This is a genomic window from Nocardioides sp., from assembly GCF_031397825.1.
Taxonomy (GTDB): Bacteria; Actinomycetota; Actinomycetes; order Propionibacteriales; family Nocardioidaceae; genus Nocardioides.
Genome location: NZ_JANNML010000120.1, coordinates 1 through 13,116, shown reverse-complemented (window position 1 = coordinate 13,116; position 13,116 = coordinate 1). Strand labels below are relative to the sequence as shown.

Here is a 13,116-nt window from a genome sequence, read left to right as displayed (position 1 = left end):
ACCGCGATCCTGTGCGGCACCGCCGACCGGCTGACCTCGATCGGCCACAGCCGCAAGCTCCACCAACGCATCGCGGGCTCGCGGCTGCTCGAGTGCGAGGGCGCGGGCCACATGCTCCCCATCGAGAGGCACGACCAGGTGACCGCCGAGCTCGACCAGCTGATCACGGCCGCGACCGCGCGGGCGGCGCAGCGGTGAGCCTCAGCGTCCGTCGCGTCGGCCACGAGTCGGCCGAGGTGGTCCACCACATCATCCGCGAGGCCTTCGGCAACCGACCCGCCCTCGACCCCCCTGCCGACGCCCTCCTCGAGACGGTCTCGTCGATCGCCACCCGCCTGGCCCTCAACGGTGGCCTGGTGGCCCGGGTCGACGGCGAGCCCGTCGGCACCCTCCTCTTCGACCCCGTGGGCGACACCGTCTACCTGCGCCGTTTCGGGGTGCTCCCGGCCGCGCAGGGCCACGGTGTGGCCGCGGCCATGGTCGACACCGCCGTCGAGGCGTGGATCGGGCGCGCCCGGCTCACGGTCGTGGCCCGCGAGGAGCTGCCCGGCAACATCGCCTTCTGGGAGCGCCGCGGCTTCGCCCAGGCCGACCGCCGCACGCCGTACGTCGAGCTCTCGCGCCCGCTTCCGCGCCTCTACGACGTGCCCACCGCCGACGACATGCGTGCGCTGGGCGCCAGCATCGGCGCCGACCTGCGCGCCGGCGACCTGCTCGTGCTCTCGGGCGGCCTCGGCGCCGGCAAGACCACCTTCACCCAGGGGCTCGGCGAGGGCCTCGGGGTGCGTGGGGGCGTCACGTCGCCCACCTTCGTCATCGCGCGCGTCCACCCCTCGCTGCGGGGTGGTCCTGACCTCGTGCACGTCGACGCCTACCGTCTCGGCGGCATGGCCGAGCTCGACGACCTCGACCTCGACACCTCCCTCGACCAGGCCGTCACGGTCGTCGAGTGGGGGGAGGGGATGGCCGAGACCCTGGCCGACTCCCGCCTCGAGGTGCGCATCAGCCGCTCCGACGTGGAGGCCGAGGGCGACCTCGATCCTCGCCACGTCGAGGTCGTCGGCATCGGCACCCGCTGGGTCTCCTGAGCCGCGCGGCTACCCTCGTCCCGTGCTCCTCACGTTCGACACCGCCTCGCCCACGGTCAGCGTCGCGCTCCACGACGGGGAGGACGTCGTCGTCGAGCTCGTGTCCGACCTGGCGATGAAGCACGGCGAGCAGCTGGCACCCCTGGTCGAGCAGGCCATGGCGCAGGCCGGGATCGTCCGCCAGGACCTCACCGCGATCGGCGTCGGGGTCGGGCCGGGCCCCTTCACCGGCCTGCGTGTCGGGCTGGTGACCGCTCGCACGCTCGGCTTCGTCCTCGAGGTCCCCGTCTACGGCGTCTGCTCCCTCGACGTCCTCGCCGCGGAGGCGGCCGCCACGCTGGGCGGCCGGGACTTCGTCGTCGCGACCGACGCCCGCCGCAAGGAGGTCTACCTCGCGTCCTACGACGCCGACGGCGCCCGCATCACCGGGCCGGTGGTCGCCAAGCCGGTGACGTTGGCGACCGACCTCCCGGTGGTCGGTGAGGGGGGCACGCTCTACCCCGACGACTTCCCCGGCCACACCGGGCCCGCACGGCCGAGCGCCGGGTGGCTGGCCCGCGTGGTGAGCGAGGAGCTGGCGGAGCTCTACGACCCCGAGCCGATGTACCTGCGCCGACCCGACGCCGAGGCACCGCGCTCGCCGAAGAAGGTCTCGTGATCCGCAGCGCCACCCCGGGCGACGTCACGGCGATCGCCGACCTCGAGGACGAGGCCCTGGGCGTCGACGCCTGGTCGGAGGGACTGGTCCGCGAGGGCGTCCTCGGTGCCCTGCCGACCATCCACTACCTCGTCGCCGAGCAGGACGGTGGGCTGGCCGGCTACGCCGTGGCCAGCGTCGTCGCCGACATCGCCGAGCTCCAGCGCATCGCCGTGCAGCCAGGGATGCGCCGCGGGGGCCACGCCTCGGCCCTCCTCGAGCAGGTCGTCACCCTCGCCCGTGACGGAGGGGCCGACCGGGTGCTGCTCGAGGTGCGCGAGACCAACGCCCCGGCGCTGGCCTTCTACGCCAGCCGCGACTTCGTCGAGGTCGACCGCCGCCCGCGCTACTACCGCGACGGTGCGACCGCCCTGGTGATGCGACGTGCGCTCGGTCCGGCCTGCGGGGGAGGATGATCGCGTGAAGCACGAACCCCTCGTCCTCGGCATCGAGACCTCGTGCGACGAGACCGGTGTCGGGATCGTCCGCGGCCACACCCTCCTCGCCGACGCCGTGGCCAGCAGCGTCGAGGAGCACGCCCGTTTCGGCGGCGTCGTGCCCGAGGTCGCCAGTCGCGCCCACCTCGAGGCCATGGTGCCCACCATCGAGCGCGCCTGCGACACCGCCGGGATCGCGCTGCACGATGTCGACGCGATCGCGGTGACCAGCGGGCCGGGGCTCGCCGGTGCCCTCCTCGTGGGTGTCGCGGCCGCCAAGGCGCTGGCCCTGGGGCTCGGCAAGCCCATCTACGGCGTCAACCACCTCGCCGCCCACGTCGCCGTCGACCAGCTCGAGCACGGTCCGCTGCCCGAGCCGTGCCTGGCGATGCTCGTCAGCGGTGGCCACTCCAGCCTGCTGCGCGTCACCGACGTGACGGTCGGGGTCGACCCGATGGGCGCCACCATCGACGACGCGGCCGGGGAGGCCTTCGACAAGGTCGCCCGGCTCCTGGGCCTGCCGTTCCCGGGAGGCCCCCACATCGACCGGGTGGCACGCGACGGCGACAGCGTCGCGATCGACTTCCCGCGGGGCCTCTCGAGCCGACGCGACCTCGAGCGGCACCGCTTCGACTTCTCGTTCTCCGGGCTCAAGACCGCGGTCGCCCGCTGGGTCGAGGCCCGTGAGCGCTCCGGCGAGCCGGTCCCCGTCAACGACGTCGCCGCCAGCTTCCAGGAGGCGGTCTGCGACGTCCTGGTGCGCAAGGCGCTCGACGCCGCGTCCAGCGAGGGCATCGAGGACCTGCTCATCGGGGGTGGCGTGGCGGCCAACTCGCGGCTGCGCGCGATGGCCGAGGAGCGGGCCGCTCGGCTGGGCATCCGGGTGCGGGTGCCGCGGCCCGGTCTGTGCACCGACAACGGCGCCATGGTGGCGGCGCTCGGGGCCGAGATGGTGGCGCGGGGGCGCACCCCGTCGTCCCTCGACCTGCCCGCCGACTCGAGCCTCCCGGTCACCACGGTCCTGGTCTGACGCGCGAGGAGGCCCTGCCCATCGGGCAGGGCCTCCTCGTGTCCGACCAGCCGGTGGACCTGGCCGGTGCGTCAGTCGATGACGCCCGGAGCCGCGTCGGCGTCGTCGATCCAGTCCTGGCCGTCGTCGAACAGGTCGCGGTCCTCGCCACGTCCGTCCTTGTCCTTGCCGCCTCGACGACCCGCAGCCGCCCCGGCGCCCGCAGCGGCCTTGCCGCCACGTCGTCCGCCTGCGCCACCACCGGCGCCGGCTGCTCCGCGGCCGCCGGCCCCACGACCACCGGAGGCGCCGCGCCCGGCGCCACCACCCGGCGTACGTGCTCCGGAGCCGCGGCCCGTGGCGCTGCCGGGGCTGGCCGCCCCGCGGCTCAGAGCGCCAGGCGCTCCGGCACGGCCCGTGCTGCCGATCGGTCGCACGGGTGACGCGCCGGCGCTGCTCGAGGAGAACAGCCCGCCGCGGATGCCCTGAAGGGCAGCGCCAGCCAGCCCGCCACCGGCGATCGCGCCGATCGACGGACCGACCAGCCCACCCGAGGGGGAGACGGTCGAGACGCCGGTCGGGCTGAGCGTGGGGAGCTCGGACACCGGGGTGGGCATCGAGGTGGGCACCGGTGTCGCCACGGGCGGGAGCGGCTCGACCACCGGGATCGGCGTGGGCGGCAGCGGAGGCTGCGGCGTGAGGGTGCAGATCGGCGTCTCCGGCTCCGGGGGGCGGGGCGGTCGCGGCGGTCGCGGCGGATCGTTGTCGTCCCGGACCTCCCCATCGCCGCCCGTCGGCGGGCGACGGGTGCCCGGAGGTGTCGACGTGGTCGGGGGAGTGGAACCACCCGGACCGTCGCTGCCGCCCGGGGGAGCGAAGCTCTCGCCGTGGATCTCCTGCATGGTCTTGGTGGACTCGGCGAAGTCGGTGTCGATGCGATCGGCCCACTGGCGGGCGATGTTCTCGCGCGAGTTGTAGGAGCCCGTGAACGCGTCGACCAGCGCCTGGTGGTCCGACGCGGCCGTCACGTCCGCGTCGTCCTGGGGGCCGGGCTGGGGGTGGTAGGGACCGGGGTCGGGCGCCTGGGGGTAGTAGCGGTTCATCTCCGACTGCCCGGCGCGGGCCGCCATGATCGCGTTGGACGCGACGCCGAGGGCCTCGCTGCCGCGGGCGAGCTCCTGGGACTTGCCGCGCATGCCCTGGGCGGACGTGCGGAACGCCTGGGCCATGGCGGGCCCCGTCTGGCCCCCGATCGTCTTCTCCGCCGCAGCCGCCTTCTCGAGTGCGTCCGCGACGTTGACGAGCAGCTCGGCACAGCGCAGCCACTCGGTGGAGCCGTTGCCGACGGCGACGTCGGAGGCGCCCGCGAGGGCCTTGTCCAGCCGCTGCTGCTGGGGACCGGTGATCATCGGTTGCCTCCCGCGGGCACGTCGCAGCTGGTGTTGGTCGTGACGTCGGGCTGGGCCAGGCACGGGGCGAACGTGTCGACCACCGTCCGGATCCCGCGGGAGTCGTCCCCGGAGACGACGTCCGCCGTCTCGACGCCCGTGACGAAGGTGTCGATGCCCTCACGGAAACCGCTGAGGCCGGTGACCATGTCGGTCATGGCGTCGCGGACCTTGCCGTGGGCGACGTCGGTGTGGAAGGCGAGGGTGGTGCCCCACTCGGAGCCTCCGAACGCCGTCTGACGGACCGGCTCCAGGGGGAGCGCGAGCCCGTCGATGCTGCTGTCGAGGATGCTGACGATGGCCTTGATCGTGGCCTCGTCGACCTCGATGCCCTGCAACATGCCTTGGATGGCGTCGACGGTGATGGCGACCGTCGCCCCCGCCGACGCGCTGGTGATGGCCGTCGTGGCCGTCGTGTAGTCCTGCTCGTCCGCCATGAGGCGCTCCACTCTTGCGGGCTCGGTCTTTACCTTGCCCCAGCGGCTTACCCGTGCCCCCTCGGGCCCAAACATCCCTCGTCGGTGTTCGGTGGAGCCGTTATCGTGGCCGCGCACCAACCGCCCCACCATCTGTCGAGGAGTTCGTCGTGAAGCGCAGTCTCGGGTCCCTGGCCGGGTGTGCCGTCCTGGTCCTCACCTCAGCCTGCTCCGGGGGTGGGGACGACCCCGCCCCGAGCACCGGCAGCACCGGCGCCAGTCCGGGGGAGAGCGCTCCGGCAGCGGGCGAGCCCACGACCGAGCCGTCCCCCGAGGAGCCGGAGACCCCGGAGGTCGAGCCGGCCTCGGGACCCGACCTCACCCAGACCAACCTCTCCGTCCGCGCGCCCGAGGGCTGGACGCTGACCCGTGAGGGCGACCCCTTCTCGGGTCAGGCGAGCGAGGGCCTGTCGTCGATCTTCGTGACGGAGATCGAGGACTTCGGTGACGGGGTCCTGTCGATCCAGCAGCAGGCGGAGATCGCGCAGAACTCGGGGTCCTACCTGATGAAGCCGAAGATCCTCGAGCCCGTGGAGATCGACGGTCGTGAGTGGTACCACGTCGCGGGGCCGACCGACCGGGTCCGGCACGTCGATGCCTTCGGGACCTCCGAGGACGGGCTCTCCTACTCGGTCGACATCGCGCTCAACCGGGCCACCTTCAGCCCCGCCCAGCGGCAGGAGCTGGTCGACGCGGTGCTGGCCTCGATCAGCATCGGCTGATCCGGTGCGGCGGCTCAGTAGCCGTTGAGCAGGACGTGCGTGGGGCTCGTGTCGTCGCCGCCCTGGCTGGAGCGTGGGGTGACGCGCTCTGACCCGCCGTCGGTGCCGATCCTCCAGATGCTCGATCCGCGTCGGTCGAGGACCAGGGCGAGCAGCGTCTCGTCGTCGAGCCAGGTCTGGGTGACGACCACGCCGTCGGCAGGGTCGAAGCGCGCCACCTCCTCCTCGGTGGCGGTGTCCACCAGCGCGACGTAGGCGTTGCCGGGGCCGTCGAGGTAGGCGTGGGTGGTGGCCACGACCGAGCCGGCCGGGTTGAGATCGAGGAGGAAGCGGTCGCAGGTGTCCCAGAGGTACGCCGCCGAGGTGACGTCGTAGAGCCCGTTGCAGGAGCCCAGGTCCTGGGAGGCCTGCTGCACCGTGACCAGGCCGGAGCCCGAGGCGTCGCTGACCGCGACGCCGGGCGTGTCCCCCCGGACCACGAGCTCGTCGGTGCCGTCCGAGGACGCGACCCGCGGAGGGGACACCCCGTCGCCGGCGTTGTAGAGCACCCGGCACTCGTCCTCGGGGCCACAGGTGGGGCCGCCGACGATCGCGACCGGGTCGACGGTGAAGACGCCGACGGGCAGCCCGGAGGCGATGGCCGTGCGGCCGTCCTCACCCGCGGCGGGGTCCCACATCGTCATGAGGTCACCGTCGGGCTCGACGAAGGCGACCACGCTCCGGTCGTCGCTGACGGCGAGACCGCTGGTGATCTCGATCGACTCGGAGACCTCACCGGAGGGGGAGACGACGTCGATGAAGTGGCGGCCGGTGTCGGCGTCGTCGCGGACGCCGAGCAGGGTCTCGTCGAGGACGGCGCCGCCGCGGTAGGCGGTGCCGAGGTCGACGGTGGTGCCGTCGGGGTGCACCCAGGTGCGGCCGTCGAGGTAGTCGAGGCCGATCGCGTCAGCGGTCGGGACGGGGGCGGGGGTGACGCCGTCGGTGGCGCGGGTCGGCGGGGCCGAGGGCGAGGTGGACGAGGTCGCTGGGCCGGGGGCCGAGTCGGTGTCACCCAGGCCCTGCCCGGAGATCACGGCGATCGGGACGACCACCGCGGCGCTGGCGAGGACGGCGCCGGCGACGGCCAGCCGGCGGGTGCGCCGGATGGAGCCGGCGCGGCCCTTCACCTGGTCCAGCGCGAACGGTGCGTCGTCGAGACGGCGGGCGCGCTGGTCGAGCTCCTCGCGCATCAAGGACTCCCAGTCGTGGTCGCTCATCGGTCCTCCTCCCGCTGCACGGGGTCTAGGTCGGCGGGGACGCGGTCGCGCAGGGTGGCGATCGCGCGGCTGCACTGGGACTTGACGGTGCCGACCGAGACGCCGAGCAGGTCGGCGGTCTCGGCCTCGGTCAGCTGTTCGTAGTAGCGGAGCACCACGACGGCACGCGCCTTGGGCGGCAGGGACTGCACGACCGCCCAGAGCGCGGCGCCCAGCCCCTCGTCGTACGCGTCGGTGACGGGCACGTCGGGGAGCACCTCGGTGGCGAACTCACGCTTGCGCCAGCCGCGACGCCACAGCGAGTTGTTCTCGTTGACCATGATCCGGCGCACGTAGGCATCGACCGAGTCGCGGTCGCGGACCTTGTCCCAGGCGAGGTAGAGCTTGGCCAGCGACGTCTGGAGGACGTCCTCGGCCCGGTGCCTGTCGCCGGTGAGCAGGTAGGCGGTGCGCAGCAGGCTCGGCTGCCGGGCATGGAGGTAGGCCGTGAACTCGGCGTCGCGCGCCTCGGCCCTGGCACCCATCTGCCCAGTGTGGCCTGCGCCCGGTGCGGGGGGCTGCAGGGTCGCGGTCGCGTGCTTCACGTGTCCAAGACGCGAGGTCGCTCCCGATGGTTGCAATCTCGGCCACGGAGATTTTCCTGCCCGCCGACGCGGCGCCAACCAGAGCATCAATACGGTGTGGACGAACCACCACGAGAGTCGAAGACGAAGGGGACACCATGCAGCAGGTCAAGGCGGTCGTCGCGCTGTCCAAGGGAGCACCGGTCGAGGTGGTGACGATCAACGTGCCCGACCCCGGTCCGGGCGAGGCGGTCGTGAAGGTGCAGGCGTGCGGGGTGTGCCACACCGACCTGCACTACCGCGAGGGCGGGATCAACGACGACTTCCCCTTCCTGCTGGGCCACGAGGCGGCCGGCATCGTCGAGGCGGTCGGCGAGGGCGTCACCTCCGTGGCGGCCGGCGACTTCGTGATCCTCAACTGGCGCGCGGTCTGCGGTGACTGCCGCGCCTGCAACCGCGGCGAGCCGCAGTACTGCTTCGCCACGCACAACGCCACCCAGAAGATGACCCTCGAGGACGGCACGGAGCTGTCCCCGGCCCTGGGCATCGGCGCCTTCGCCGAGAAGACCCTCGTCGCCGCGGGCCAGTGCACCAAGGTCGACCCGTCGGCCCGTCCGGCCGCGGTCGGCCTCCTGGGCTGTGGCGTGATGGCCGGCCTCGGTGCCGCGATCAACACCGGCAACGTCACCCGTGGCAAGTCCGTCGCCGTCATCGGCTGCGGCGGCGTGGGTGTCGCCGCGATCGCCGGCTCGGCGCTGGCCGGTGCGTCGCCGATCATCGCGGTCGACATCGACGCCAAGAAGCTCGAGCTGGCGACCAGGATGGGCGCCACGCACGTCGTCAACTCCTCCGAGACCGACCCGGTCGAGGAGATCAAGCGCATCTGCGCCGAGACCTACGACGGCGCCGAGGGCGCCGACGTGGTCGTCGAGGCCGTGGGTCGCCCCGAGACCTGGAAACAGGCGTTCTACGCCCGCGACCTCGCCGGCACCGTCGTCCTGGTCGGCGTGCCCACGCCGGACATGAAGGTGCCCGAGCTGCCGCTGATCGACGTCTTCGGTCGCGGCGGCTCGCTCAAGTCCAGCTGGTACGGCGACTGCCTGCCCTCCCGCGACTTCCCGATGCTCGTCGACCTCTACCAGCAGGGTCGGCTCGACCTCGACGCCTTCGTGACCGAGGAGATCGGCATCGGCGACGTGGAGGCCGCCTTCGAGCGGATGCACCACGGCGACGTGCTGCGCTCGGTCGTGATCGTCTGATGACCGGCCCGACCAGGATCGACCACGCGGTCTCGTCCGGCAGCTTCAGCCTCGACGGCGAGACCCACCAGGTCGACAACAACATCTGGGTGGTCGGCGACGACACCGAGTGCGTCGTCATCGACGCCCCGCACGACGTCGACGACATCCTGGCGCTCGTGGGGGACCGCACGGTCAAGGCGATCCTGTGCACCCACGCGCACGACGACCACGTGCGCGTGGCCCCCGCGCTGCGCGTGGCCGTCAACGGGGGCTCGGGTGCGCCCATCATGCTGCACCCGGCCGAGAAGCCGCTGTGGGAGCTGACGCACAGCGACGAGCTGTGGGACCTCGACCTGGCCGACGGCTTCGAGCTCACGGTCGGCGGCACCACGCTGCAGGTGCTGCACACGCCCGGACATGCCCCGGGCGCGGTGTGCTTCCTCGCCTCCGACCTCGGCTGCGTCTTCACCGGCGACACCCTCTTCAACGGGGGGCCGGGAGCGACCGGTCGTTCCTTCAGCGACGCCGACCTGATCGTGGAGTCGATCCGGGCAAAGCTCTTCGCGCTGCCCGACGACACGGTCGTCCACACCGGTCACGGGGACGACACCACGATCGCGGCCGAGAAGGCCACGATCGGCCTCGGCCGAGGCTGAGCCGGGGTCCGCGCCAGCAGCAGGTCAGAACGGCTGGACCAGCAGGCAGGTGCCCTGGCCGGCGACACGCGTGAGCACGATCGTGCCCTCGTCCTCACCGGCCAGGGCGAGCCGCTTGCGCAGCAGCTCGGGCACCACGTCGACCCCGCGCTTCTTGATGGTGAGCCGGCCGATGCCACGCTCGCGCAGTGCCGCCCTGAGCGGCTTCTCGCGGTAGGGCAGCTCCTCCAGCACCCGGTAGCCCCGGGCGAAGGGTGTCTGGAAGGACGCGTCGGAGGTGACGTAGGCGATGTGCTCGTCGACCAGCCCACCGCCGACCCCCGCCGCGACCGCGGTCACGAGACCGGCCCTGATCACGGCGCCGTCCGGCTCGTAGAGGAAGCCCCCCACCTCCCGCACCTCGCCCCCCGGGTCGTCCTCGTCGGTCAGCGTGGCCAGCCCGCCGTCGCCGATCACGGTCGCGCGACGACGCGTCGTCGCGAGCCGTCCGGACCAGAGCGCGGCCTCCTTCACCTCGCCGTGGTCGCTGACCCACTCGGCCTCCACGCCGTCGGGCACCAGGTCGTGGGGGATGCCGGGAGCGACCTTGACGCAGGAGTCGCGCCGCAGCAGCCCCTCGACGAAGGGCCACGGCGGCGTCCAGTCGTCGACGTCGAAGGACCGGCCGCGTGCCGAGCGCCTGGCGGGGTCGGCGAAGGCGACGTCGAAGGGCGAGGTGTCGAGCTGGGTCGCGTCGGCGACGCCGACCGCGCCGGAGAGCTCCAGGGCCGCCAGGTTGGCCTCCGCCACCGCGACGCGCACGGGGTCGAGGTCGACCCCGGCCACCACGATCCCGACCTTGGAGGCCGCGAGCAGGTCGCCGCCGATGCCGCAGCCGAGGTCGATCAGCGAGGCGGTGCGGAAGGCGGCCAGCCGTCCGGCCCGGTGGCTGGCCACGACCGCGCGGGTGGCCTGCTCGAGGCCGTCGGGCGTGAAGTACATCAGCGCGGCCTCGTCGCCGAACTTGGCCTGCGCCCGTCGGCGGAGCCGCACCTGGGTCAGGGCGGCGGCGGCGTGCTCCGCGGTCGCCGTACGACGCAGGGTGGTCTGGGCGCGCAGCGGGTCCTCGTCGGCGAGCGGGGTCGCCTGCGCGAGCAGGCGCTGACCGTCGTCGGTCAGCAGCCAGCGGAAGGCGTCGAGGTCCACGGCGTGATCCTGTCAGGCCGGGTTTGGTGCCGAGCGGCGGGCGGAACGCTCGGGACATGCTGCGACCCGCCGTCATCGTCCTCACCGCCCTGCTGACCCTCACTGCGTGCACGGGGGGCGACGAGACCGACGACCTCCCCGCGGCGTCCGTGGGCACCGTGCTGCCGGTCGGGCTGCCCGGCTCGGTCGAGGGACGGCACAGCTATGTCGTGCTGCCCACCTCCCGCTACGACTTCCTCGTGAGCACCCCCCGGACCAGCGTGGACACGATCACGGCCGGCGACGCGGGCATCAGCCCGGAGGCGAAGGAGGACACGCGATTCGTCCTGGTGGAGTGGAGCCTGTCCGGCGTGCCGGGCGACACCTTCGTCATGGAGCCACCGGCTGACGTGTCGCCACGGCTGACGCTGCTCGCCGACGGTGAAGCGCACGACCTCGGCGCGCTGGACCAGGAAGGCATCTCGGCGGCGGCCGTCGTGGTCGCGGCCGACGTCGACGACGTGTCCCTCGAGATCGAGTACGACGGCCTCACCCAGGTCATCGAGGACGCCTACGGCGACACCCGGGCCGACGGACCGAACGCGCTCTACCACGAGGCGGTGCGACTCGGTCTGACCGAGTGCCCGCCGGTCCCGCTCTCGGGTGACGACCCCCGGGTCCGGTTCTTCGGCACCGAGGTCGCGGGCCGGGTGGCCACGCCCGTGCCCTACTACGGACCCCTGGGCTGGGCGCCGCCCGGCCGCGAGTGGGTGGTGGCCCGGGTGTCCACGCGCGCGCCCTTCGCCGGATGGGACGGGCTCGACTACGTCTCCTACGAGACGACCTCCGACGTGCGCGTGAGGCTCGACGGTGCTGCGCCGGTCGAGCTGTTCCCGGCCGAGGAGGGGGAGGCCGCCGGTCCGCACGACGACGGGTCCTGGTCGGCGGTCGCCGTGTTCGACGTCGAGGAGATCGGCGGCGATGGCCCGCTGGATGTGCGGCGGGTGCTGGTCGCCACCCCTGAGGACGACGACGAGGCGGACGCGGCCGGAGCGCCGCAAGAGATCCGACGGGTCCAGACCTGCACCCTCTGACGCCAGGATCCCGGACCACGGCTGGCACTCCTCCGGGGTGAGTGCTAGTTTCTGACTGGCACTCTCACCATGAGGGTGCCAGAGCTTGCAGGCGTAGTGCGACCCCCGCGACGGCGTACCGCTCCGAGCAAGCCCCAACGTGGGGAGGACGCCGTCCTCCCAGTCAGTTCAACCCCAGAGTCAGAGAAAGTGGAGGTCGGCATCGTGTCGGTCAACATCAAGCCTCTCGAGGACCGGATCGTCGTCAAGCCCCTCGAGGCCGAGCAGACCACGGCCTCGGGCCTGGTCATCCCGGACACCGCCAAGGAGAAGCCCCAGGAGGGCGAGGTCCAGGCGATCGGCCCCGGCCGCGTCGACGACAACGGCAACCGCGTCCCGCTGGACGTCGCTGTCGGTGACAAGGTCATCTACAGCAAGTACGGCGGCACCGAGGTCAAGTACGCCGGCCAGGAGTTCCTCATCCTGTCCGCCCGCGACGTCCTCGCCGTCGTTTCCTGATTTTCACCGGGTCGTGTGCCTGAGGCCGTGCTGACGCGCGCTCTCGGGCACACGACCCGAACTCATTGAAGGAGCACCATGCCCAAGATCCTGGAGTTCGACGAGAACGCCCGCCGCAGCCTCGAGCGCGGCGTCGACGCTCTCGCCAACGCCGTCAAGGTGACGCTCGGCCCCAAGGGCCGCTACGTCGTCCTCGACAAGAAGTGGGGCGCCCCGACGATCACCAACGACGGCGTGACCGTCGCTCGTGAGATCGAGCTGGACGACCCGTTCGAGAACCTCGGCGCCCAGCTGACGAAGGAGGTCGCCACCAAGACCAACGACGTCGCAGGTGACGGGACCACCACCGCCACCGTGCTGGCGCAGGCGATGGTCCACGAGGGCCTGCGCGCCGTCGCCGCCGGCGCCAACCCGATGAGCCTCAAGCGAGGCATGGACAAGGCCACCGCCGCTGTCGGCGAGGCCCTGCGCGAGGCCGCCCGCGACGTCGACTCGGTCGAGGACATGGCCTCCGTGGCCACGATCTCCAGCCGTGACGCCCACATCGGTGACCTGCTCTCGCAGGCCTTCGACAAGGTCGGCAAGGACGGTGTCATCACTGTCGAGGAGTCCAACACCATGGGCACCGAGCTGGACTTCACCGAGGGGATGCAGTTCGACAAGGGCTACATCTCGGCCTACTTCGTCTCCGACCCGGAGCGCATGGAGGCCGTGCTCGACGACCCCTACATCCTGCTGCACCAGGGCAAGATCTCGGCGATCGCCGA

The 13,116-nt window shown here is 72.5% G+C and carries 16 protein-coding genes; 11 read left to right on the top strand and 5 right to left on the bottom strand.

Going from position 1 to position 13,116, the window contains the following annotated elements; genetic code table 11:
* The 5 genes from RMN98_RS10570 to tsaD form a co-directional block, all read left to right on the top strand.
* Positions 1-198, top strand: a 198-nt coding sequence (locus tag RMN98_RS10570) for an alpha/beta hydrolase (RefSeq protein ID WP_309648776.1), incomplete at its 5' end; no start/stop codon positions are given.
* A complete protein-coding gene (gene tsaE, locus RMN98_RS10565; protein WP_309648775.1) occupies positions 195-1,088 on the top strand; it encodes a tRNA (adenosine(37)-N6)-threonylcarbamoyltransferase complex ATPase subunit type 1 TsaE in 894 nt (297 codons plus the stop codon). The genes RMN98_RS10570 and tsaE, both read left to right, overlap by 4 nt.
* A 22-nt stretch (positions 1,089-1,110) precedes the next feature.
* Positions 1,111-1,746 (top strand): tRNA (adenosine(37)-N6)-threonylcarbamoyltransferase complex dimerization subunit type 1 TsaB, encoded by a 636-nt coding sequence (gene tsaB, locus RMN98_RS10560; RefSeq protein ID WP_309648774.1) that lies wholly within the window; start codon positions 1,111-1,113, stop codon positions 1,744-1,746.
* Positions 1,743-2,201 (top strand): ribosomal protein S18-alanine N-acetyltransferase, encoded by a 459-nt coding sequence (gene rimI, locus RMN98_RS10555; protein WP_309648773.1) that lies wholly within the window; start codon positions 1,743-1,745, stop codon positions 2,199-2,201. The genes tsaB and rimI overlap by 4 nt, the downstream gene beginning before the upstream one ends.
* A gap of 4 nt (positions 2,202-2,205) precedes the next feature.
* On the top strand, positions 2,206-3,252 hold the full coding sequence (tsaD, locus tag RMN98_RS10550; RefSeq protein WP_309648772.1) for a tRNA (adenosine(37)-N6)-threonylcarbamoyltransferase complex transferase subunit TsaD: 1,047 nt from the start codon (positions 2,206-2,208) through the stop codon (positions 3,250-3,252).
* Between the two features lie 71 nt (positions 3,253-3,323).
* Here tsaD and RMN98_RS10545 read toward each other — a convergent pair whose 3' ends face one another.
* Both RMN98_RS10545 and RMN98_RS10540 read right to left on the bottom strand, forming a co-directional pair.
* Entirely contained in the window at positions 3,324-4,640 is a 1,317-nt protein-coding gene (locus tag RMN98_RS10545; protein ID WP_309648771.1) for a hypothetical protein, read from the bottom strand.
* Positions 4,637-5,116 (bottom strand): hypothetical protein, encoded by a 480-nt coding sequence (locus RMN98_RS10540; protein ID WP_309648770.1) that lies wholly within the window; start codon positions 5,114-5,116, stop codon positions 4,637-4,639. The genes RMN98_RS10545 and RMN98_RS10540 overlap by 4 nt, the downstream gene beginning before the upstream one ends.
* Positions 5,117-5,265: 149 nt before the next feature.
* On the opposite strand from RMN98_RS10540, the gene RMN98_RS10535 reads away from it, so the two are divergent.
* Positions 5,266-5,877: a hypothetical protein gene (locus tag RMN98_RS10535; RefSeq protein WP_309648769.1), complete on the top strand. Its 612-nt coding sequence runs from the start codon at positions 5,266-5,268 to the stop codon at positions 5,875-5,877.
* A 14-nt stretch (positions 5,878-5,891) separates the two neighbouring features.
* Here the strand turns inward: RMN98_RS10535 and RMN98_RS10530 are convergent, their stop codons facing one another.
* The gene (locus RMN98_RS10530; RefSeq protein WP_309648768.1) at positions 5,892-7,133 is read right to left on the bottom strand and encodes a hypothetical protein; all 1,242 of its coding nucleotides are present in this window, start codon (positions 7,131-7,133) and stop codon (positions 5,892-5,894) included.
* Positions 7,130-7,657, bottom strand: coding sequence for a SigE family RNA polymerase sigma factor (locus tag RMN98_RS10525; RefSeq protein WP_309648767.1), 528 nt, complete (start codon positions 7,655-7,657; stop codon positions 7,130-7,132). Before RMN98_RS10525 ends, RMN98_RS10530 begins: the two co-directional genes overlap by 4 nt.
* A gap of 197 nt (positions 7,658-7,854) precedes the next feature.
* Between RMN98_RS10525 and RMN98_RS10520 the strand changes: the two genes are divergently transcribed.
* Entirely contained in the window at positions 7,855-8,955 is a 1,101-nt protein-coding gene (locus RMN98_RS10520; RefSeq protein WP_309648766.1) for an S-(hydroxymethyl)mycothiol dehydrogenase, read from the top strand.
* Positions 8,955-9,593 carry an MBL fold metallo-hydrolase gene (locus RMN98_RS10515; RefSeq protein WP_309648765.1) on the top strand — a complete coding sequence of 213 codons (639 nt, stop codon included), beginning with the start codon at positions 8,955-8,957 and terminating at the stop codon, positions 9,591-9,593. The genes RMN98_RS10520 and RMN98_RS10515 overlap by 1 nt, the downstream gene beginning before the upstream one ends.
* 24 nt (positions 9,594-9,617) lie before the next feature.
* Here RMN98_RS10515 and RMN98_RS10510 read toward each other — a convergent pair whose 3' ends face one another.
* Positions 9,618-10,778, bottom strand: coding sequence for a class I SAM-dependent methyltransferase (locus RMN98_RS10510; RefSeq protein ID WP_309648764.1), 1,161 nt, complete (start codon positions 10,776-10,778; stop codon positions 9,618-9,620).
* Positions 10,779-10,834: 56 nt separating this feature from the next.
* On the opposite strand from RMN98_RS10510, the gene RMN98_RS10505 reads away from it, so the two are divergent.
* The 3 genes from RMN98_RS10505 to groEL form a co-directional block, all read left to right on the top strand.
* Positions 10,835-11,851 carry a hypothetical protein gene (locus RMN98_RS10505; protein WP_309648763.1) on the top strand — a complete coding sequence of 339 codons (1,017 nt, stop codon included), beginning with the start codon at positions 10,835-10,837 and terminating at the stop codon, positions 11,849-11,851.
* A gap of 204 nt (positions 11,852-12,055) precedes the next feature.
* Complete coding sequence (gene groES, locus RMN98_RS10500; protein WP_309648777.1) at positions 12,056-12,349, top strand: co-chaperone GroES; 294 nt, start codon at positions 12,056-12,058, stop codon at positions 12,347-12,349.
* A gap of 78 nt (positions 12,350-12,427) precedes the next feature.
* Positions 12,428-13,116, top strand: a 689-nt coding sequence (gene groEL / locus RMN98_RS10495; protein WP_309648762.1) for a chaperonin GroEL, incomplete at its 3' end; no start/stop codon positions are given.

Bases quoted from the DNA above. Each gene is read 5' to 3' on its own strand.
- RMN98_RS10545 (WP_309648771.1), bottom strand. From the start codon at position 4,640: ATGATCACCGGTCCCCAGCAGCAGCGGCTGGACAAGGCCCTCGCGGGC.
- RMN98_RS10540 (WP_309648770.1), bottom strand. From the start codon at position 5,116: ATGGCGGACGAGCAGGACTACACGACGGCCACGACGGCCATCACCAGC.
- RMN98_RS10530 (WP_309648768.1), bottom strand. From the start codon at position 7,133: ATGAGCGACCACGACTGGGAGTCCTTGATGCGCGAGGAGCTCGACCAG.
- RMN98_RS10525 (WP_309648767.1), bottom strand. From the start codon at position 7,657: ATGGGTGCCAGGGCCGAGGCGCGCGACGCCGAGTTCACGGCCTACCTC.
- RMN98_RS10520 (WP_309648766.1), top strand. From the start codon at position 7,855: ATGCAGCAGGTCAAGGCGGTCGTCGCGCTGTCCAAGGGAGCACCGGTC.
- RMN98_RS10515 (WP_309648765.1), top strand. From the start codon at position 8,955: ATGACCGGCCCGACCAGGATCGACCACGCGGTCTCGTCCGGCAGCTTC.
- RMN98_RS10505 (WP_309648763.1), top strand. From the start codon at position 10,835: ATGCTGCGACCCGCCGTCATCGTCCTCACCGCCCTGCTGACCCTCACT.